Origin of the sequence: Mycolicibacter longobardus (assembly GCF_002102265.1) — a bacterium.
Classification (GTDB): domain Bacteria; phylum Actinomycetota; class Actinomycetes; order Mycobacteriales; family Mycobacteriaceae; genus Mycobacterium; species Mycobacterium longobardum.
The window spans coordinates 45,883-63,022 of sequence record NZ_LQPG01000030.1; the positions used below are offsets into that span (position 1 = coordinate 45,883).

The window sequence follows — 17,140 nt, forward strand, 5'->3', positions numbered from 1 at the left end:
ATGACCGTCCCCCGCAAGTCGGCGCCTTGGGCGTTGTTGATCGGTTTGGCTGCGGTACTGCTCCTGGCGATCAGCGGCTGCGCCGGGGACCGGGCGCCGTCCGGTGCCCGGGAACTGGCGCCGTCCGATGCCGCTGTCTCCGCGCCGGCTCCGATGAGCCCGCCGAAGGAACGGCTGCAAAGGGACATCGTGACCACCGGCAGCCTCAATATCGCGGTGGCCGACGTCGGTGTAGCGGTGGACCGACTCGTTGGCCTGACCACCGGGTTCGGCGGCCGCGTCGATGACCGCACCGAGCGGACGACATCCGGTCATGGCCGCACCGCCGAGCTGACCTTGCGCATCCCGTCACCGAAAGTCGACGAATTCCTCGACGATGCAAAGCAACTGGGAGACGTCTCGTCGATCGCGTTGAAGCACGACGACGTCACCGGCCAGCGTGTGGACCTTGACGCGCGAGTCGCCGCGTTGCAGGCCTCGGTGGACCGGTTGACCGCACTGATGAAGTCCGCCTCCACCACGGCCGATCTGCTGCAGGCCGAGACGGAGCTGACGTCGCGGCAGGCCGACCTCGACAGTCTTCGGGCGCAGCGCACCCAGCTCGGCGACCAGATCAGCTACGCGACGCTCACCGTTTCGCTGGCCTCCGAGTTCGAGTCGACCTCCCCCGGATTCGTCGCGTCGGTTCGCCACGGATGGCACGCACTGCTGTCGTTCACCCAGGGTCTGATCGCGGTCGCCGGTTTCCTGCTGCCCTGGCTGCCGGTGATCGCGGTGATCGCAGGCGTCTTCGTGGTCCTGCGCCGCAGGACCCGGCGGCGTCAGTAGGCCATGAACAGGATGGCGTCCCGGTCGTACTCCATGCCGGGGTGCACATCCGCGAGGTGCTTCTGGGTCAGCTCGACCAGGTTGTCTTCATCCTGACCGACAATGGCCTCGCCACACGGACAGTTCAGGTGAGTTTTCACGTCGCCGCCTTTCCTTTGCTTTCCCGGGCCTGCTTTGCAGCCTGTTTCTGGGCCTTCTTGGTGGACCGCACCTCCTGCAGCGACGCCGCATCGACGACGTCGGCGATCGACAGGCGGGTACCGGCCTCACCGTATGCTCCGGCGGCCTCGCGCCACCCCGAGGGGGTCACGCCGTACTGCTTGCCGAGCAATGCCAGAAAGATCCGTGCCTTCTGCTCCCCGTAGCCGGGCAGTGCCTTGAGGCGCTTCAACACCTCGGCGCCATCGGGCTCACCGACGGTCCACAGTGCGGCCGTGTCGCCGCCGTACTGGTCGACCACCGCTCGGGCCAGGGCCTGCACCCGGCCGGCCATCGATCCCGGGAACCGGTGCACCGCAGGCCTTTCCGCACACAGCGCCGCGAACTCGTCCGGATCGCGGTCGGCGATCTCGTGCGGGTCCAGCCCGCCCATTCGCTCGGCGATCTTCTTCGGGCCGGCGAATGCGACCTCCATCGGAATCTGCTGGTCGAGCAACATTCCCGTGAGGAGGGCAAACGGATCTGTCGAGAGAAGTTCGTCGGCCTCGGAGTCTTGAACGAGGCAGAGTTTCGGAGTCACCTAGCCACCTCTCGCCAGCGCGGACAGTCCAACGTCCGCGTTACACCACCATAGGAGAGCGTAACCATGATCGAATACAGCAGCACCATCCCCCGGCGGCTGGACGTGGACCTGCCCTGCTGGTTGATGCCCCAGAAAGACGCTTCCAGCGTCCAGGTCTTCCGCTCGCCGTTGGCGAAGCAGCGCAGCTGGATGTTCCAGCCGGTGCTTGAGTTCTTACGCCTTAGAGAGCCAGGTGAGCGCCGCCCGAGAAAGCCGAGTCATGGCACACGATTTCATCGGGCACCGCACCAGGCGGGATGTCAAACGCCACCTCGGCTTCGATACCAAGACCGGGGTTGATTTCCTCCATAAAGCCATCGTCGCTCAGCGCGCTGGAAGCCTCGTACTTGTTGCCGCCGATAATCAGGTTCTGGTTGCTGGCAAAGAAGGTCCGGGCTTCGTCACCGATGTTTGTGACCCTGAGCTTGACGATGAAGAACTCGCCCTTAGCCTCATCCGGGTTGAAGATTCCTTCTTTCGAAGCTGACCGTTCGACGCCCAACACCTGGAACTCAAACTTGCCATCGCGCACCGAGCTACCGGCCGGGGCTACTACGGGTCCGGACGGCTTAGCTTGCGTGGTTCTGGTGGTGCTCAGCGAGTTCGACCGCGTAGAGGATGACGCAACATCATCCTTGCCCTTCTTGTCGCTGTTGCCGATAGAGCTGAAGACGATCAACAGCAAGATCGCCGCTCCTACGCCGAGGGCGATCTTTGCTCCGTTGGACATGCCCGGCTTAGCGGCTTGGCCTATGCCCGGCGCCGGGGCTCCCAATGGTGCGTAGTCCTCAGTCCACGTTGTGCCGTCGAAGTAGCGCTGACGGCTCGGATCTGACGGATCTGGGAACCAACCGGCTGACGGCTGCGTCATAAGTCTCCTCGTATCCATATATTGCTGGCCCCACCAACCAAGACCGTTGGACAGCATAAGACAAGCTTGTGGTCCACCCCAGCCAACTAAAGCAGTCCAGTGGTCTGTGTCGGTGGATTGTGAAACCGTGTAGGCAACAATCGGGGGACGTAGTTCAGGAGAAGGCAATGAGACGTGCAGTGACAGCTCTGATCGCAGCGACGGTTGCCGCTGTTGCCTTGGCCGCCACGGCCGGCGCGATACCCGAGCAGGGCACCCCCGAATTCGACACCTACATGCAGGGCCTGGAACGCAACGGGTTCAACTTGAATCCGGACACCGCATGGCGCCTCGCCCACCAGGCGTGCGAAGGCGGCCTCCCGGGCTACATCGGTTGGGAACTCGCCGCGCAGGGGGTCGTCGGCCCCGGAGCGAACCAGCGGGCCATGGACGTGGCACGCACGTACGCCTGCCCGGTGCAGTAACTACCCGCTCTTGCGGCGGAACTCCCGGCGGCTCTCCAGCGGACCATGCGAGCGTGACTGCTTGGCGCCGGCGTCCTTGTGGTCGGAGCCGCCCGCCGACTTCGCGTTCTTGCGCTCCAGGGCCTCGCGGAACTTGCGCTTGTTCTCGTCTGCGGCGGAATCTGATTCGGGCATGCCGGGAGCCTAGCTCAGCGTATGGCGTACCGGTGGGAGTTGCTCAGCGCATGCCGGGAGGCATGCCATACAGGTGGGAGATGGGCAGCGTCAGCAGCACCCGACGGTCGGTCACCATGGCCTGCCGGTACTCGTCCCAGTCCGGGTGCTCCCCGGCGATGTTGCGGTACAACGCCACCAGAGCCTCGACGGTGTCGTCATCGGCAGCGGTGGCCGGGGGTGTCAGCTGGGCATCCCCCTCGGCAACGGCATAGGACCACCCGTCGTCGGAACTGACCAGCAGCGACGCCCTGGGGTCACGGCGCAGGTTGCGGGTCTTGGCCCGCGGCTCGGTGACCGACACCTGGACCGCGAGAGCACGCGGGTCGAAGTGATACTGCACGTTCGACAGTTGAGGACGCCCGTCTCGTTTGACGGTGGCCAATACGCCCAGTGAGTTCCCACTGATCAAGGCCAGCAACTTGTCGTCGAATGCCTGGCGTCCCATGCTCGAAGCGTACCGACGCGTCCGCCTAATACCATCGTTCTGCCTGGATTGGAGCCCGCCTCATGGCCCGGTATGCCCTGTTTCTCCGCGGTGTCAACGTCGGCGGAGTCAGCCTCAAGATGGCCGACGTCGCCGCCGCGCTGACCGGCGCCGGATTCACCGAGGTTCGCACCCTGCTCGCCAGCGGCAACGTGCTGTTGGAGTCGCCCGCCGATGCCGCGGCGGTGCGCGCCACCGCCGAGACGGCGTTGCGGGAGCGCTTCGGCTATCAGGCCTGGGTGCTGGTCTACGACATCGACGCGGTGCGCGACATCGTGGCGGCCTACCCGTTCGAGTCGGAGGTCCCCGGTTATCACTCCTATGTCACCTTCGTCGCCGACGACGCGGTGCTGACCGAGCTGTCCGCTCTGGCCGCAAAGGCCGCCGATGACACGGCCGACGAGAAGATCGCCCTCGGCCCCGGGGTGATCTACTGGCAGATCCCCAAGGGCGACACCCTGAACAGCACCGTGGGCAAAACCATGGGCAATAAGCGCTACAAGTCCTCCACCACCACCCGCAACCTGCGCACCGTGAGCAAGATGCTGCGCTGAGCGCCCGCCGGTAGGGTCGGACAGGTGAGCCAGGCACAGAAGGTCACCCTGACCGGAGTCTCCGAGACCGCGTTGCTGACGTTGAACGGTCGGGCGACTGAAGCCCGCCGTTCCGATGGGGTCATCGACGACCCGATGGCGATCGCCCTCGCGGACTCGATCGACTACGACTTCTCGAAATTCGGGCCGACCCGTCAGGACATCGCCCTGCGCGCACTGGCTTTCGACGACCAGACCCGTCAGTTTCTGCGCCAGCACCCGTCTGGCACCGTGGTCGCTCTGGCCGAGGGCCTGCAGACCAGCTTCTGGCGCGTCAGTGCCGGCGTTCCCGACCCGGCGTTCCGTTGGCTGACCGTCGATCTTCCGCCGATCATCGAGATCCGCAGCCGGTTGCTGCCGGCAGCACCGCAGGTTTCGGTCTGCGCGCAGTCCGCACTGGACTACAGCTGGATGGATCAGGTCGACCCGGACAACGGCGTGTTCATCAGCGCCGAGGGGCTGCTGATGTACCTGCAGCCCGAGCAGTCGCTCGGTCTGATCGCCGAGTGCGCCCGCCGGTTCCCCGGCGGGCGGCTGCTGTTCGACGTGCCGCCGCCCTGGCTGTCGAAGCTGGTGCGCCGCGGGGTGCGGACCTCGCTGCGCTACAAAGCCCCGCCGATGCCGTTCGGCCTGTCGGTGAGCGCCGCCGCCGACCTGGTCAACACCGTGCCCGGTATCCGCGCGGTGCGCGACATCCCGTTGCCGACCGGGCGCGGATGGCTGTTCAACACCCTGCTGTCCAATGCTTACCGGCTGAGCTTCCTGGATTCCGTCCGTCCGTCCCTGACCCTGCTGGAATTCGGCTAAAGCGTGTCGAAGGCCGCCTCGAGGTAGCGCAACGCGTCGGCCTTGCCCAGGCCGACCGCGCGCGCCGCCGCGGCAAAGGCACCTGCGGCCACCGTCATGGTCGCGTCGGCCGGGTCCCTGCTTGCCACGAAAGTGCCGAAGCGGCCCCGAGTTTCGACGATCCCGCCGGCCTCCAGCTCCCGGTAGGCGCGAGCCACGGTGTTGACCGCCATCCCCAGCTGGCCGGCCAGCTCACGCACCGTCGGCAGCCGGGTTCCCGCCGGCAGGGCCCCGGCCCGCACCGCCTCGATCATCCGAACCCTGACCTGCTCGAACAGTGGCCCGTCCTGGTGCGCGTCGGTCTTCAGCAGCTCCGTGAAGTCCATCCGCCCAGTATCCCGCGATGTCCCGCTATGTTGGTGGCGTGCGAGTGGCGGTGTTCAGCGGTGCCGGGATCTCCGCGGAGAGCGGGATACCGACCTTCCGCGACGACGAGAACGGTCTGTGGGCCCAATACGACCCCTACGAGGTGTCCAGCATCGACGGCTGGAACCGGCACCCAGAACTGGTCTGGGGCTGGTACGTGTGGCGCTACCAGCTGGCCCGCCGCTTCGACCCGAACCCGGGCCATCGCGCGCTCGCGGACTGGGAGCACAACGCCGACGTCCACGTCATCACCCAGAACGTCGACAACCTTCACGAGCGCGGCGGCAGTTCTACGGTTCACCATGTGCACGGCAGCATGTTCACGTTCCGTTGCACGATCTGCGATCAGCCGCACAACGTAGAGCTGCCGGAGCTGGCAGAACCCGTGCTCGAAATGGACCCCCCGGTTTGCGGCTGTGGCGGCCTGATCCGCCCGGACGTCGTCTGGTTCGGCGAGCAGCTGCCCGAGGAGCCGTGGACCGCAGCGGTGGAGGCCATCGACACCGCCGATGTGCTGTTCGTGGTGGGCACTTCCGGCGTGGTCTATCCGGCAGCCAGCCTTCCTGAACGGGCACTGGAGCTGGGCAAGACCGTCGTCGAAGTCAATCTCCAGCCCACCCCGTTGACGCCCAGAGCCACGTTGAGCCTGCGCGCCCCCGCCTCGGTGGCGCTACCGGGACTGCTGGACCGGCTGCCCACCCTGCTGGGGCTGGGCTTCTAACGCCCCTCAGGCCGGGCGGCTGGCCGAACCCAGCGCGAACTCCGACACCGGCACCGGCGCCCAGGCCGGGAACTGGTGCCCGCGACGCGACGTCCTGACGGCAAAGCCGGCGGCGGTGATCATCTGCTCGGTCTCACGGTGGGTATGGCAGTTGCCGAACAACCGGGGCCAGAAGGTGGCGTCCGCCAGCCGTTGCAGCCCGCCGCGCACCCCGGCGCTGGCGACGTGCTCGAAGTAGCGCAGCTCGCCCCCGGGCTTGAGCAATGAGAAGAGCTGGCGCAGCACTTCCTCCGGATGGTCGACCGAACACAAGACCAGCGAGCAGACGATCGCGTCAAAGGGTTCCCCGGCGTCCAGGGCCTCGACGGTGCTCGCCACCACGGTGACCGGCACCGGCGCCTCCGCGGCCGCCGCCGCAGCGGCGTCCCGCAGCCGTGACTCGGGTTCGGCGGCCACCACCTCGGTCACGGTGTCCGGGTAGAAGGCGAAGTTGCTTCCGGTGCCCGCTCCGACCTCCAGCACCCGCCCGGACAGGCCTTCCAGGTTCTCCCGGCGCCGGTCGCGCAGCCAGTCGGTCTCGTGGCTCGACATGAAGGTCCAGATCCGGGCGAACAGCGGGTTATCCAGGCTTGCGGAGGATGTCATGGCAGCCACCCTAACGCCCGCGACGGTGACCCTGATCCCATCGGCCACCGGTCAGCGGCCCACACCTCAGGGGAAGGGGTCGGCAAACGCTACCCGTCAGTAGTATTGCCACCATTTCCCGAAACGTAACTCAAAGATTCCTTAATAGTGACCCATACGCTCAGTGTCATGTGGATCGACGACTCAAGTGCCGACGTCATCAAGGTCGACTTCGAGGCCCTGTACCACGGCGATTTCCTGGTCGAGGGCGACACCTCCGAGCAGTTCGACGACTGGCACCCGCTGGCCAGCTGATTGATCGGCGCCGCGGCAGCGGCGCCTTTCAATGTCGCGTCGTTGCGCGACGGTGGCCGTCCTCATCCGGGCAGGCCGCCATCTGTGAGTCATCCCATTTCTCTTGTATTCAGGTTGGGCCCCGGGGCGCATCTGAACAGCCGTCCGGATAGCTCCAGGCACGCATGCATTCGGCGATTCCCTCCAGATCCGCCAATGCTCCGGTGGCCACGCCGATCACGAAGTCGAAGCGCTCATCCTCGGACGCGCGGATCCACTGCCCGTTGATGGCCAGGAACGTCCGGCACGCGGTGCGTCGTCAGGCGACGTCTTCCTCGTCGTCGACCTCGACCATGCCGCCCAGGCGCCCGAGAATGATCTCCTCGGCCTCAGTAACGATCCGCGACACCAGCTCGCCGACGGTCGGGATGTCGTTGATCAGCCCCATCGCGGTGCCCACCGACCAGATCCCGGCCTCGACGTCACCGTCTTCGAACACCCGTCGGCCCCGAACCCCGGCCACCAGCTCCTGCACGTCGGGGAACTGGCCACCCTTGTCGAGGATGTCGACGACCTCGCGCGAGACGGTGTTGGACGCCACCCGGGCGGTGTTGCGCAGCGGCCGGAAGATCAGCTCGGTGCCGCGCTCGTCGCCGGCGACGATGGCTTCCTTGACGTTCTGGTGGATGCAGGACTCGACCGTGCACATGAACCGTGAGCCCATGTTGATGCCGTCGGCACCCAGCGCCAGCGCGGCGACCAGGCCGCGGGCGTCGGCGAAGCCACCGGAGGCGATCATCGGGATCTCGATCTGGGATGCCGCGGCCGGGATCAGCACCAGGCCCGGGATGTCGTCCTCGCCGGGATGCCCGGCACATTCGAACCCGTCGATGCTGATGCCGTCTACACCGAGGCTCTGCGCCTTGACCGCGTGCCGTACCGAGGTGCACTTGTGCAGGACCTTGATCCCGTTGTCGTGAAACATCGGCAGGTGCGGCGCCGGGTTGGACCCGGCGGTCTCGACGATCTTGATGCCGGCGTCGACGATGACCTGACGGTACTCGTCATAAGGCGGCGGGTTGATCGTCGGCAGGATGGTCAGGTTCACCCCGAACGGCTTGTCGGTGAGATCGCGGGTCTTGGCGATCTCGTTGGCCAGGTCCGCCGGCGTCGGCTGGGTGAGCGCGGTGAGGAAACCCAGCGCACCGGCGTTGGCCACCGCCGCCACCAGTTCCGCGCGGCCCACCCACTGCATGCCGCCTTGGGCGACGGGGTGCTCGACCCCGAAGACCTCGGTGAATTTCGTCGTCAATGACATATGGACTCCTTAGCTGTACTCAAATGCTCTTCGCGCAAGCGCTCATCGCGGGGCCATCCGGATCGCTCCGTCGAGGCGGATGACCTCGCCGTTGAGCATCGGGTTGCTGATGATGTGCTCGGCCAGCGCCCCGTATTCGTCGGGGTCACCGAGCCGGGCCGGGTGGGGAACCTGCGCACCCAGCGACTTCTGCGCCTCCTCCGGCAGCGAGCCCAGCAGCGGCGTCTTGAACAGGCCCGGTGCGATGGTGCACACCCGGATCAGTTCGCGGGACAGGTCCCGTGCGATCGGCAATGTCATGCCGACCACCCCGCCCTTGGATGCCGAGTAGGCGGCCTGACCGATCTGGCCCTCGAACGCCGCCACCGAGGCGGTGTTGATGATGACACCGCGCTCGGGGCTGTCCGCCGGGCCGATCGGCTCGGTCTTGGCGATCCGCTCCGCCGCCAGCCGCAGCACGTTGAACGTGCCGATCAGGTTCACCTGAATGATCTTGGTGAATGCGTCCAGGGGGAACGCGCCGTCGCGGCTCAGCGTCTTGATCGCGTTGCCGATTCCGGCGCAGTTGACGTTGATACGCAGCGGGCCAAGCGATTCCGCGACGTCCAGTGCGGCACCGACAGCCTCGGGGTCGGTTACGTCGGCCTGCGCGAAGCGGGCACGGTCACCGAGCTCCTTGATGACGTCCTCGCCCCGCAGGTCGATCACCACCACCTTTCCGCCCGCGTCCAGCAGGCGCTTGGCGGTCGCCAAGCCCAAACCCGACGCGCCGCCGGTGATGACGGCTACCGAATCCTTGATCTGCACGCTCTAGCCCCTCTCAGCCCAACCGTCTGGTTGGTCGGGACTATACCCAGTCGCTCAGGATGGTCTCGTTGTCGGCTCCCAGAACCGCCGGCGGCGTCGGAATCTCGGGGACGCTGCGGGAGAACCGTGGCGCCGGCATGGGCTGCAGGTAGCCGTTGAAGTCGTAGAAGGTGTCGCGTTCGGCGATGTGCGAGTCGGTCTGGACCTCCCCGAACGCCAGCACCGGTGTCACGCAGGCGTCCGAGCCCGCGAACACCTTCGCCCAATGGTCGCGGTCGTGGGCGGCGAACGCCGCGGTGAACTTGGCGCGCAGTTCCGGCCAGCCGCTGACGTCGTTCTGGGCCGGCAGCTCGGCGGGATCCAGCTCCAGCTTGGCCAACAGTTCGGCGTAGAACTGCGGCTCGATCGAGCCCACCGACACGTATCGTCCGTCCGAGCATTCGTAGGTGTCGTAGTAGGGCGCGCCGGTGTCCAGCATGTTGACGCCCCGCTCGTCGCTCCACACACCCTGCGCGCGAAAACTCCACATCATCGCCGACAGCATGCTCGATCCATCGACCATGGCGGCGTCGATCACCTGGCCCTTGCCGGAGCGCTGCAACTCCCACAGTGCGGCGAGGATGCCGACCAGCAGGAACATCGATCCACCGCCGAAGTCACCGGTCAGGTTCAGCGGCGGCACTGGGCGCTCCCCCTTGCGGCCGACGGAGTGCAGCAGTCCATTCAACGAGATGTAGTTGATGTCGTGGCCGGCCTGCAGGGCGCGCGGACCGGTCTGCCCCCAGCCGGTCATGCGGCCGTAGATCAGCCGCTCGTTGACCTTGGCGCAGTCCTCCGGGCCGAGGCCGAGCCGCTCGGTGACGCCCGGCCGGAATCCCTCGATCAGCACGTCGGCCTTGGCGACCAGCTTGAGCACCAGGTCACGGCCCTCCGGGGCCTTCAGGTCGGCGGTCACCGAGCGCCGGTTCCGCAGCATGGTGTCCTTGCTGGCCCCGCCACCGAATTTCGGCGGCCGCTCCACGCGAACCACGTCGGCCCCCAGGTCGCCGAGGATCATCGCCGCGTGCGGTCCCGGTCCGATCCCGGCCAGTTCGATGACCCGCAGCCCCGCCAGTGGTCCCGCCATATCTGCCTCCTCGTCGTATGCCTGTGTGATCTGCATCCTAGGGTTACACCCATGACTGCAATTGACTCCGGCATCGACACCCTCGCATCGGTGGCGGGCCTGTCCGTGACCCTGGCCGATGGTGTGCTCTCGGTGATCATCGACCGTCCCGACAGCCTCAACTCGGTGACCACCGGCGTGCTGGCCGGTATCGCCGACGCCATGGAAGCCGCTGCCGGCGACTCGCGGGTGCGCGTGGTGCGGCTCGGTGGTTCCGGGCGCGGGTTCAGCTCGGGCGCGGGGATCAGCGCCGACGATGCCGCCGACGGGGTGCCGACGGAGATCATCGTCGAGGCCAACCGCGCGATCCGGGCGATCGTCGCGCTGCCGCGGCCGGTGGTGGCCGTGGTGCAGGGTCCGGCCGCCGGTGTCGGGGTGTCTCTGGCCCTGGCCTGCGACCTGGTCGTGGCCTCCGACAAGGCCTTTTTCCTGTTGGCGTTCACCAAGATCGGGCTGATGCCCGACGGCGGCGCCTCGGCGCTGGTTGCCGCGGCCGTCGGCCGGACCCGCGCCATGCGGCTGGCGCTGCTGGCCGAACGGCTGTCTGCCGCAGACGCCCTGGATTGGGGGCTGATCAGTGCGGTGTACCCGGCCGAGGAGTTCGACGCCGAGGTGGACAAGCTGCTGGCCGCCCTGCTGGCCGGCCCCGCGGGAGCGTTCGCCAAGACCAAGCACGCCGTCAACGCCGCGACCCTGACCGAGCTGGACGCGGCGCTGGATCGCGAATACGTCGGGCAGTCAATTCTGTTGAACGCCCACGACTTCCGTGAGGGCACCCGCGCGTTCCAGGAGCGGCGCTCCGCCAATTTCACTGACGCGTAGCCTCGGCGAGCGTGCGCAGAATGCCGCGCGTAGCGGCGTGTCGCCGTACAAACGCGCACGCTCGCGCCCAGTAGGGCCAGCTACATCCCGAAGATCGGGGGTAGCGCGAGCACCATCACCAGGCTCCACACCAGATGGGTCAGCACCGGGGCCAGCACACCGCCGGTGGCGCGTCGTTCGATGGCGCAGACCGTGCCGAGCACCAGCGCGGCCACCCCCACCATCAGGTTTCCGCCGGCCATCATCGCCGCGACATACAGCAGCGTCGACCACACCAACGGGGAGTGCCGACCGAACGCACTGAACAGCGCGCCGCGGAAGAACATCTCTTCGGCGATCGCGTTGACGATGGCGATCAGCACCACCAATCGCCAGGAGACACCGCCCGCATAGTCCAGGATCGCAGTCACCTGGCCGGCCAGCGGCGGGATCTTGGCGATGACGAAGCCGGCCAGCAGGAACACCCCGCCGAGCACCAGGCCGACACCGGTGCCGGTGAACACCGGCCGCTCGTTGCGCCCCCGGAACCGCAACACCCCCAGGTGCAGCGGCCCGGACACCAGCGCTCCCACCGACCAGACCGCGGCCAAGACGAGAGACAGCCAGTAGAACCACGCGTCACCCGGGAGCTTGGTGTGCATGACGCCCAGCACCCCGGCGCCGATCAGCACCACCACCCCGACCACAGCGCGGCGCCGCTGCACCACGGCCCGCGGTTCGTGATGCAGTGGGGAGATGTTGGTGATGATGTCGGTGAACTCGCGCAGCAGGCCGGGGCGGGTCGGACTGATCTGGGTCATGCAGGACGTCCCCTCAGGGCGGGTTGAGCAACGTCCCTAAAACGTAGCGGCCGAACGGCTGCCGGTGGTCCGAATGCGTTAGTTCGCCCGGTGGACTTCGATCAGCCGTCGGTAGGCCGCGGCATTGTGCCGGTTGTTGCGGACTTCGGCCTCGCTGAGCTCCCGACGCACCCGGCCCGGCACCCCGGAGACCAGTGACCGCGGGGGCACCACCATGCCCTGCGGGATGACCGCGCCCGCCGCGACCAGGCAGCCCTCCCCCACGATGGCGCCGTTGAGGATGATCGCGCCCATCCCGATCAAGCAGTCGTCCTCAATGGTGCAGCCGTGCAGCACCGCGTTGTGCCCGACGCTGACATGCGCCCCGACTCGACAAGGGAACTCCTTGTCGACGTGGACCGTCACCCCGTCTTGGATGTTGGTGTCGATGCCGATCTCGATCGGTTCGACCTCGGCGCGCAACGTGGCCGAGTACCAGACACTGGCCCGGGCGGCCAGGCTGACCTGGCCGATCAGGCTGGCGTTGGGCGCCACCCACGACTCGGGATGCAGCTGCGGGGCGCGCCCGCGAATAGAGATGAGAAGCGGCTCGGGCACGCCGCTCAACGCGCCTTCCACACCGGTGCGCGCTTCTCGGCGAAGGCCCGCGGTCCTTCCTTGGCGTCCTCGGACCGCAGCAGCGCGGAGAACTCCCGGCCGGTGCGGGCCCATCCGGCGGCCTCGCCGGGGATGGCGCCGTCGTCGACCCCGTAGGCGATCCGCTTGCTGGCCCGCACCGACAGCGGCGCGTTTCCGGTGATCCGTTCGGCCAGTTCCAGGGCGGCTTCGAGTGCCCCGCCGTCCTCGACCACCCGGTTGACCAATCCCCAGCGGGCGGCGTCGGCGGCCGAGATCGGCTCCCCGGTGTAGAGCAGCTCCAGGGCGACCTTGCGGGGCAATTGGTCGACGATGCGGAACACGCCTCCGGCACCGGCGATCAGGCCGCGCTTGACCTCGGGCAGCCCGAACTGGGCGCGCTGCTCGGCGATCACCAGGTCGCTGGCCAGCGCCAGCTCGGTGCCGCCGCCCAGCGCGGTGCCGTTGACCGCCGCGATGGTCGGCTTGTCGATGAAGTGCTGCACGTAGCCGGCGAAACCCCACTCCGGGTGCTCGGGGTGGTAGATGTTCTCCCGGTTGGCGATCGCCTTGAGATCTGCACCGGCACTGAACGATTTGTCACCGGCGCCGGTGAGCACCACCGCACGCACGGCGTCGTCGTCCTGGGCCTGCGCCAGGGCGTCGCCGATGCCGGCACTGACGGCACCGTTGATCGCGTTGCGGGCTTCGGGCCGGTTGATGGTGATCAGCAGTACGTTTCCGCGCCGTTCGACCAGAACGGCCGCGTCGCTCACAGCAGCTCCAGGATGGTGGCGTTGGCCTGGCCGCCGCCTTCACACATGGTCTGCAGTCCGTAGCGAATTCCGTTGGCGCGCATGTGGTACAGCATGGTGGTCATGATCCGGGCGCCGGATCCGCCGAGCGGGTGGCCGAGCGCGATCGCCCCGCCGTTGGGGTTGAGCTTCTTGGCGTCGGCGCCGATGTCGGCAAGCCAGGCCATCGGCACCGGGGCGAACGCCTCGTTGACCTCGAACACCCCGATGTCCTCGACGCCCAGTCCCGAGCGCTGCAGCGCCTTCTGGGTGGCGGGGATCGGAGCGCTGAGCATCATCACCGGGTCGGCGCCGGCCAGCGTCGCGGTGTGCACCCGCGCCAGCGGGGTCAACCCCAGTTCGCGTGCCTTGGCCGCCGACATGAACAGCAGCGCCGCCGAGCCGTCGGAGATCTGGCTGGAGTTGCCGGCGTGGATGACGCCGTCCTCTTTGAAGGCGGGCTTGAGCTGGCCCATCTTCTCCAGGGTGGTACCGCGGCGGATGCCCTCGTCTTCGCTGACGACGTTGCCCTCGGCGTCCTTGATCCCGACGATCTCGTCCTTGAACGCACCGGAATCCTGTGCGGCGGCGGCCTTTTCATGGGATGCCAGAGCGAATTCGTCGAGTGCGGTGCGGGTGAGACCCCACCGGGACGCCATCATCTCCGCGCCGACGCCCTGGTTCGGGGTCTGGCTGTAGCGCTCCTTGAAGGAGTCCGGGTACGGACGGCCGCCGTTGGCCAGTGACGAGCCCATCGGGGTGCGCGACATCGACTCGACGCCGCCGGCGACGACGACGTCGTAGTGTCCGGCGACCACGCCGGCGGCCGCGAAGTGCACCGACTGCTGGCTGGACCCGCACTGGCGGTCCACCGTCACCCCGGGCACGGTCTCCGGCCAGCCCGCGCTCAGCAGAGCGGTGCGACCGATGTCCAGGGCCTGCTCACCGGCCTGCATGACGCAACCCCAGATCACGTCGTCGACCAGGGCCGGGTCCACGCCGGCCCGGTTGACCAGCCCGTTGAGCACCTGGGCGGACAGCTCGGCCGGGTGCACCCCGGACAGTCCGCCGTTGCGCTTGCCGATCGGCGAGCGCACCGCTTCTACGATGACGGCTTCAGCCATGGGTGCTCCTTAGTCAACGAGGGGTAGTTGACGTCGATTGTCAACCAACCCACCGATGGCACCCGCGGGGGGGTGGCCGACCCTGGTCAGCCGACCGGTTTGAACTCCAGGTGCAACTCCTGGAGCCCCCGCATGATGAAGGTCGGTTCGTAGCTGTAATGCCGCGCCTCGGGCGGTCCGTGCTTCTCCGCGTTGATGCTGATGTCGGCCATCCGGTCCAGGATGCGGTTCAGTGAGATCCGCCCCTCGGCACGGGCCAGCGGAGCGCCGGGACAGGAGTGCGGCCCCCGCCCGAACGCCACATGCTCGCGCACATTGGTCCGGTCGACCCGGAACTGCTCGGGGTCTTCGAACTTGCGGGGGTCGCGGTTACTGGCCCCGGGCAGCAGCATCACCGTGGCGCCGGCGGGCACCGTGGTCTCCCCCACCGTCGTCGTGGTGCGGGCCATCCGGAAGTGGGACTTGACCGGGCTTTCGGTCCGCAGCGTCTCCTCCAGGAAAGCCGGGATGCGGCTGCGGTCCTCGCGTAGCAGCTTCTGAATGTCGGCGCGCTCGGCGATCACCCGCAGGCCGGCGCTGAGCAGCTTGACAGTGGTCTCCTGGCCGGCGGCGAACAGGAAGGTGGACAGCCGCGTCACGTCGATGATCTCGGGCGTTGACCCGTCTTCGTATTTCGCCTGGGCCAGCTCGGTCAGCACGTCCTCGCGTGGCTCTTTACGGCGGTCTTCGATATAGGCGTAGAACTTGTCGTCGAGCCACTGCAGCGGATTGTGATGGACCGCGTTCTCGCCGTCGACCGCACCCACCACCTCGTTCGCCAGCAATGCGCGGAACTCACGGTGATCGGCTTCGGGCACCCCCAGCAGGTCTGCGATCACCAGCATCGAGAACGGCTTGGCGTAGTCCTCGATGAACTCACACCGGCCCCGGGCAACGAACTCATCGAGCTGCTGCTCGGCCAGCCGCCACATGAACTCCTCGTTCTCCTTGAGCCGCTTCGGAGTGAGCAGCCGGCTCAACAGGCCCCGCGTTCGGGTGTGCTCCGGTGGGTCCTGGGTGACGATGTGCTCGTTCATCGGGATCTCGGAGCGATGTTGCTCGATGAGGTCGCCGACATCGTCTCCGACGGGGTCGAACGGCAGCCCGGAGAACGGGCCCGCGACCGAAACGCAGGAGGAGAACGCCGGATCTTTGTACACGGCAAGGGCTTCGGCATGGCCGGTGACCGCGAGCACCCCTTGGTGGGGTTCGTGCACGATCGGACACCGGCGACGCATCTGGTCGAAGTACGGGTAGGGGTCGGGGATCAACGATGGGTCGGTGAAGAAGTCAACCGATTCGAAATCGGTCATGACGCGGCCTCGAACAGTACCGGCAGCGACGTCGGCGACCGGAATACCTGGCCGCGGATGTGTGGGTCGCCCCCATCGGGATCCAGCCGCAGGTTCGGCAGCCGGTCGAACATGATGTTCAGCGCGTTGCGCATCTCCATCCGGGCCAGGTGGCTGCCGAGGCAGACATGGGCGCCGTGGCCCCACGACACGTGCACCTTCGACTCGCGGAAGATATCGAAGCTGTTCGGTTCGCGGTAGCGATCGTCCTGGCGGTTGGCGGCCCCCAGCATCGGCATCACCGCCGAGCCCGCCGGGATCGGCACACCCGACAACTCGGTGTCGCAGGCGGCCACCCTGGTGATGGTCAGCAGCGGCGCATCCCAGCGCACCCCTTCTTCGATGGCCTGCGGCAGCAGCGACCGGTCGGCGCGGACGGCCTCGAGTTGGTCGGTGTGCGTGAGGAGCGCGAACAACAGGTTGCCCAATGAGCGGTAGGTGGTCTCGATACCCGCCGGCAGCAGCAGCCGCAGAAACGAGAAGATCTCCTCGTCGGACAGCTTCTGCCCGTCGATCTCGGCATCGGCCAGTCGGCTGATCAAGTCGTTGCGCGGATCTTCGCGGCGGGCAGCCAGGATCGGGGTGAAGTAGTCGCGCAGGGCTTCGGAGGCGGCCCGTCCGCGCTCGGGGTTGATGGTGAAGGACAGCAGGGAGATCGACCAGCGCTGAAACTGCTCATAGTCCCGCTCGGGCAGGCCCAGGATCCGGGCGATGATCCGGGTCGGGTACTCGAAGTTGAACTCCTTCACCAGATCCGCGTGGCCACGGCCGGCGAACCGGTCGATCAGCTGATTGGCAACCGGTATCACCAACTCCTGTTCCCAGCCGGCCACCGCCCTCGGGGAGAAGGCCTTGGACACCAGCGCCCGGTGCCGGCCGTGCTGGGGCTCGTCCATCCCCAGCATCACCTGCTTGCCGAGCACATCGCCGAAGGTGTCGATGATGATCGCCGACGAGAATGTCTCGTTGTCGCGCAACATCTTCACCACGTCTTCGTGGCGGTACACCATGAACACCGGTTTGGATTCCTCGTGCGGCATCCCCGAGATGTCGATGCGCTGAACGGGCTCCTCTCGGCGCAGCCGGGCCAGTTCGGTGTAGGGGTCGCGGACATCGCCGGAGACCACGTCATCGAACGCGCCGAAATCCTCTAAGTCGTCGAACAACTGCATGAGTGCTCCTTCAGCTGGCCGGGAATGGTGATGACACCTGAGCG

23 protein-coding genes and 1 pseudogene are annotated in these 17,140 nt (G+C 67.2%); 7 read left to right on the forward strand and 17 right to left on the reverse strand.

What is annotated here, in order from left to right:
- The gene (locus AWC16_RS16260) at positions 1–828 is read left to right on the forward strand and encodes a DUF4349 domain-containing protein (protein ID WP_085265784.1); all 828 of its coding nucleotides are present in this window, start codon (positions 1–3) and stop codon (positions 826–828) included.
- On the opposite strand, the gene AWC16_RS16265 is transcribed toward AWC16_RS16260, so the two are convergent.
- The 3 genes from AWC16_RS16265 to AWC16_RS16275 all read right to left on the reverse strand — a co-directional run bounded on the left by AWC16_RS16265 (position 822) and on the right by AWC16_RS16275 (position 2,537).
- Positions 822–968, reverse strand: coding sequence for a DUF1059 domain-containing protein (locus AWC16_RS16265; protein WP_085265785.1), 147 nt, complete (start codon positions 966–968; stop codon positions 822–824). The genes AWC16_RS16260 and AWC16_RS16265 overlap by 7 nt on opposite strands.
- Positions 965–1,567: an HhH-GPD-type base excision DNA repair protein gene (locus AWC16_RS16270; protein ID WP_085265786.1), complete on the reverse strand. Its 603-nt coding sequence runs from the start codon at positions 1,565–1,567 to the stop codon at positions 965–967. Before AWC16_RS16270 ends, AWC16_RS16265 begins: the two co-directional genes overlap by 4 nt.
- A gap of 223 nt (positions 1,568–1,790) precedes the next feature.
- Complete coding sequence (locus AWC16_RS16275) at positions 1,791–2,537, reverse strand: DUF4352 domain-containing protein (RefSeq protein ID WP_234812307.1); 747 nt, start codon at positions 2,535–2,537, stop codon at positions 1,791–1,793.
- 110 nt (positions 2,538–2,647) lie between these two features.
- Here AWC16_RS16275 and AWC16_RS16280 point away from each other — a divergent pair, with 110 nt between their 5' ends.
- Entirely contained in the window at positions 2,648–2,944 is a 297-nt protein-coding gene (locus AWC16_RS16280) for a DUF732 domain-containing protein (protein WP_085265787.1), read from the forward strand.
- Here the strand turns inward: AWC16_RS16280 and AWC16_RS23565 are convergent, their stop codons facing one another.
- Together AWC16_RS23565 and AWC16_RS16285 are read right to left on the reverse strand one after the other, a co-directional pair.
- Entirely contained in the window at positions 2,945–3,118 is a 174-nt protein-coding gene (locus AWC16_RS23565; protein ID WP_109561457.1) for a DUF5302 domain-containing protein, read from the reverse strand.
- A gap of 43 nt (positions 3,119–3,161) precedes the next feature.
- Positions 3,162–3,605, reverse strand: a complete 444-nt coding sequence (locus AWC16_RS16285; RefSeq protein ID WP_085265788.1) for a PPOX class F420-dependent oxidoreductase — start codon at positions 3,603–3,605, stop codon at positions 3,162–3,164.
- Between the two features lie 62 nt (positions 3,606–3,667).
- On the opposite strand from AWC16_RS16285, the gene AWC16_RS16290 reads away from it, so the two are divergent.
- Together AWC16_RS16290 and AWC16_RS16295 are read left to right on the forward strand one after the other, a co-directional pair.
- Entirely contained in the window at positions 3,668–4,198 is a 531-nt protein-coding gene (locus tag AWC16_RS16290; protein WP_085265789.1) for a DUF1697 domain-containing protein, read from the forward strand.
- A 24-nt stretch (positions 4,199–4,222) separates the two neighbouring features.
- Positions 4,223–5,044 carry a class I SAM-dependent methyltransferase gene (locus AWC16_RS16295; RefSeq protein ID WP_085265790.1) on the forward strand — a complete coding sequence of 274 codons (822 nt, stop codon included), beginning with the start codon at positions 4,223–4,225 and terminating at the stop codon, positions 5,042–5,044.
- Here the strand turns inward: AWC16_RS16295 and AWC16_RS16300 are convergent.
- Positions 5,041–5,409 (reverse strand): Rv1152 family transcriptional regulator, encoded by a 369-nt coding sequence (locus AWC16_RS16300; RefSeq protein ID WP_085265791.1) that lies wholly within the window; start codon positions 5,407–5,409, stop codon positions 5,041–5,043. The genes AWC16_RS16295 and AWC16_RS16300 overlap by 4 nt on opposite strands.
- A 38-nt stretch (positions 5,410–5,447) precedes the next feature.
- Here AWC16_RS16300 and AWC16_RS16305 point away from each other — a divergent pair, with 38 nt between their 5' ends.
- On the forward strand, positions 5,448–6,170 hold the full coding sequence (locus tag AWC16_RS16305) for an NAD-dependent deacylase (RefSeq protein WP_085265792.1): 723 nt from the start codon (positions 5,448–5,450) through the stop codon (positions 6,168–6,170).
- Between the two features lie 6 nt (positions 6,171–6,176).
- Here the strand turns inward: AWC16_RS16305 and AWC16_RS16310 are convergent, their stop codons facing one another.
- Positions 6,177–6,815, reverse strand: coding sequence for a class I SAM-dependent methyltransferase (locus AWC16_RS16310; RefSeq protein WP_085265793.1), 639 nt, complete (start codon positions 6,813–6,815; stop codon positions 6,177–6,179).
- A gap of 168 nt (positions 6,816–6,983) precedes the next feature.
- Between AWC16_RS16310 and AWC16_RS25610 the strand changes: the two genes are divergently transcribed.
- A complete protein-coding gene (locus tag AWC16_RS25610; RefSeq protein WP_264016710.1) occupies positions 6,984–7,109 on the forward strand; it encodes a hypothetical protein in 126 nt (41 codons plus the stop codon).
- Positions 7,110–7,218: 109 nt separating this feature from the next.
- Here AWC16_RS25610 and AWC16_RS25205 read toward each other — a convergent pair.
- The 4 genes and pseudogenes from AWC16_RS25205 to AWC16_RS16330 form a co-directional block, all read right to left on the reverse strand.
- A pseudogene (locus tag AWC16_RS25205) lies at positions 7,219–7,401 on the reverse strand (hypothetical protein); the annotation flags it as partial.
- Positions 7,402–7,407: 6 nt separating this feature from the next.
- Complete coding sequence (locus AWC16_RS16320) at positions 7,408–8,406, reverse strand: NAD(P)H-dependent flavin oxidoreductase (RefSeq protein ID WP_085265794.1); 999 nt, start codon at positions 8,404–8,406, stop codon at positions 7,408–7,410.
- A gap of 42 nt (positions 8,407–8,448) precedes the next feature.
- Positions 8,449–9,213, reverse strand: a complete 765-nt coding sequence (locus AWC16_RS16325) for a 3-hydroxyacyl-CoA dehydrogenase (RefSeq protein WP_085265795.1) — start codon at positions 9,211–9,213, stop codon at positions 8,449–8,451.
- 40 nt (positions 9,214–9,253) lie between these two features.
- A complete protein-coding gene (locus AWC16_RS16330; RefSeq protein WP_085265888.1) occupies positions 9,254–10,339 on the reverse strand; it encodes a CaiB/BaiF CoA transferase family protein in 1,086 nt (361 codons plus the stop codon).
- Positions 10,340–10,390: 51 nt separating this feature from the next.
- Here AWC16_RS16330 and AWC16_RS16335 point away from each other — a divergent pair, with 51 nt between their 5' ends.
- Positions 10,391–11,200: an enoyl-CoA hydratase gene (locus tag AWC16_RS16335; RefSeq protein ID WP_085265796.1), complete on the forward strand. Its 810-nt coding sequence runs from the start codon at positions 10,391–10,393 to the stop codon at positions 11,198–11,200.
- Positions 11,201–11,280: 80 nt separating this feature from the next.
- Here the strand turns inward: AWC16_RS16335 and AWC16_RS16340 are convergent, their stop codons facing one another.
- From AWC16_RS16340 to AWC16_RS16365, 6 genes are all read right to left on the reverse strand, one after another.
- Positions 11,281–12,000 carry a CPBP family intramembrane glutamic endopeptidase gene (locus AWC16_RS16340; RefSeq protein ID WP_085265797.1) on the reverse strand — a complete coding sequence of 240 codons (720 nt, stop codon included), beginning with the start codon at positions 11,998–12,000 and terminating at the stop codon, positions 11,281–11,283.
- 78 nt (positions 12,001–12,078) lie between these two features.
- Complete coding sequence (locus AWC16_RS16345; protein WP_085265889.1) at positions 12,079–12,597, reverse strand: gamma carbonic anhydrase family protein; 519 nt, start codon at positions 12,595–12,597, stop codon at positions 12,079–12,081.
- 5 nt (positions 12,598–12,602) lie between these two features.
- Positions 12,603–13,391 (reverse strand): crotonase/enoyl-CoA hydratase family protein, encoded by a 789-nt coding sequence (locus tag AWC16_RS16350; protein WP_085265798.1) that lies wholly within the window; start codon positions 13,389–13,391, stop codon positions 12,603–12,605.
- A complete protein-coding gene (locus tag AWC16_RS16355) occupies positions 13,388–14,533 on the reverse strand; it encodes a thiolase family protein (protein WP_085265799.1) in 1,146 nt (381 codons plus the stop codon). The genes AWC16_RS16350 and AWC16_RS16355 overlap by 4 nt, the downstream gene beginning before the upstream one ends.
- Before the next feature lie 86 nt (positions 14,534–14,619).
- Positions 14,620–15,885, reverse strand: coding sequence for a cytochrome P450 (locus AWC16_RS16360; RefSeq protein ID WP_085265800.1), 1,266 nt, complete (start codon positions 15,883–15,885; stop codon positions 14,620–14,622).
- Positions 15,882–17,096 (reverse strand): cytochrome P450, encoded by a 1,215-nt coding sequence (locus AWC16_RS16365; RefSeq protein WP_085265801.1) that lies wholly within the window; start codon positions 17,094–17,096, stop codon positions 15,882–15,884. The genes AWC16_RS16360 and AWC16_RS16365 overlap by 4 nt, the downstream gene beginning before the upstream one ends.
- Between the last annotated feature and the right edge of the window lie 44 nt (positions 17,097–17,140).

Coding starts and splice junctions, on each gene's coding strand:
- AWC16_RS16300 (WP_085265791.1), bottom strand. CDS start 5,409: ATGGACTTCACGGAGCTGCTGAAGACCGACGCGCACCAGGACGGGCCA.
- AWC16_RS16355 (WP_085265799.1), bottom strand. CDS start 14,533: ATGGCTGAAGCCGTCATCGTAGAAGCGGTGCGCTCGCCGATCGGCAAG.
- AWC16_RS16365 (WP_085265801.1), bottom strand. CDS start 17,096: ATGCAGTTGTTCGACGACTTAGAGGATTTCGGCGCGTTCGATGACGTG.
- AWC16_RS16320 (WP_085265794.1), bottom strand. CDS start 8,406: ATGTCATTGACGACGAAATTCACCGAGGTCTTCGGGGTCGAGCACCCC.
- AWC16_RS16310 (WP_085265793.1), bottom strand. CDS start 6,815: ATGACATCCTCCGCAAGCCTGGATAACCCGCTGTTCGCCCGGATCTGG.
- AWC16_RS16280 (WP_085265787.1), top strand. CDS start 2,648: ATGAGACGTGCAGTGACAGCTCTGATCGCAGCGACGGTTGCCGCTGTT.
- AWC16_RS16290 (WP_085265789.1), top strand. CDS start 3,668: ATGGCCCGGTATGCCCTGTTTCTCCGCGGTGTCAACGTCGGCGGAGTC.
- AWC16_RS16340 (WP_085265797.1), bottom strand. CDS start 12,000: ATGACCCAGATCAGTCCGACCCGCCCCGGCCTGCTGCGCGAGTTCACC.
- AWC16_RS16360 (WP_085265800.1), bottom strand. CDS start 15,885: ATGACCGATTTCGAATCGGTTGACTTCTTCACCGACCCATCGTTGATC.
- AWC16_RS23565 (WP_109561457.1), bottom strand. CDS start 3,118: ATGCCCGAATCAGATTCCGCCGCAGACGAGAACAAGCGCAAGTTCCGC.
- AWC16_RS16275 (WP_234812307.1), bottom strand. CDS start 2,537: ATGCTGTCCAACGGTCTTGGTTGGTGGGGCCAGCAATATATGGATACG.
- AWC16_RS16335 (WP_085265796.1), top strand. CDS start 10,391: ATGACTGCAATTGACTCCGGCATCGACACCCTCGCATCGGTGGCGGGC.
- AWC16_RS16285 (WP_085265788.1), bottom strand. CDS start 3,605: ATGGGACGCCAGGCATTCGACGACAAGTTGCTGGCCTTGATCAGTGGG.
- AWC16_RS16330 (WP_085265888.1), bottom strand. CDS start 10,339: ATGGCGGGACCACTGGCGGGGCTGCGGGTCATCGAACTGGCCGGGATC.
- AWC16_RS25610 (WP_264016710.1), top strand. CDS start 6,984: ATGTGGATCGACGACTCAAGTGCCGACGTCATCAAGGTCGACTTCGAG.
- AWC16_RS16260 (WP_085265784.1), top strand. CDS start 1: ATGACCGTCCCCCGCAAGTCGGCGCCTTGGGCGTTGTTGATCGGTTTG.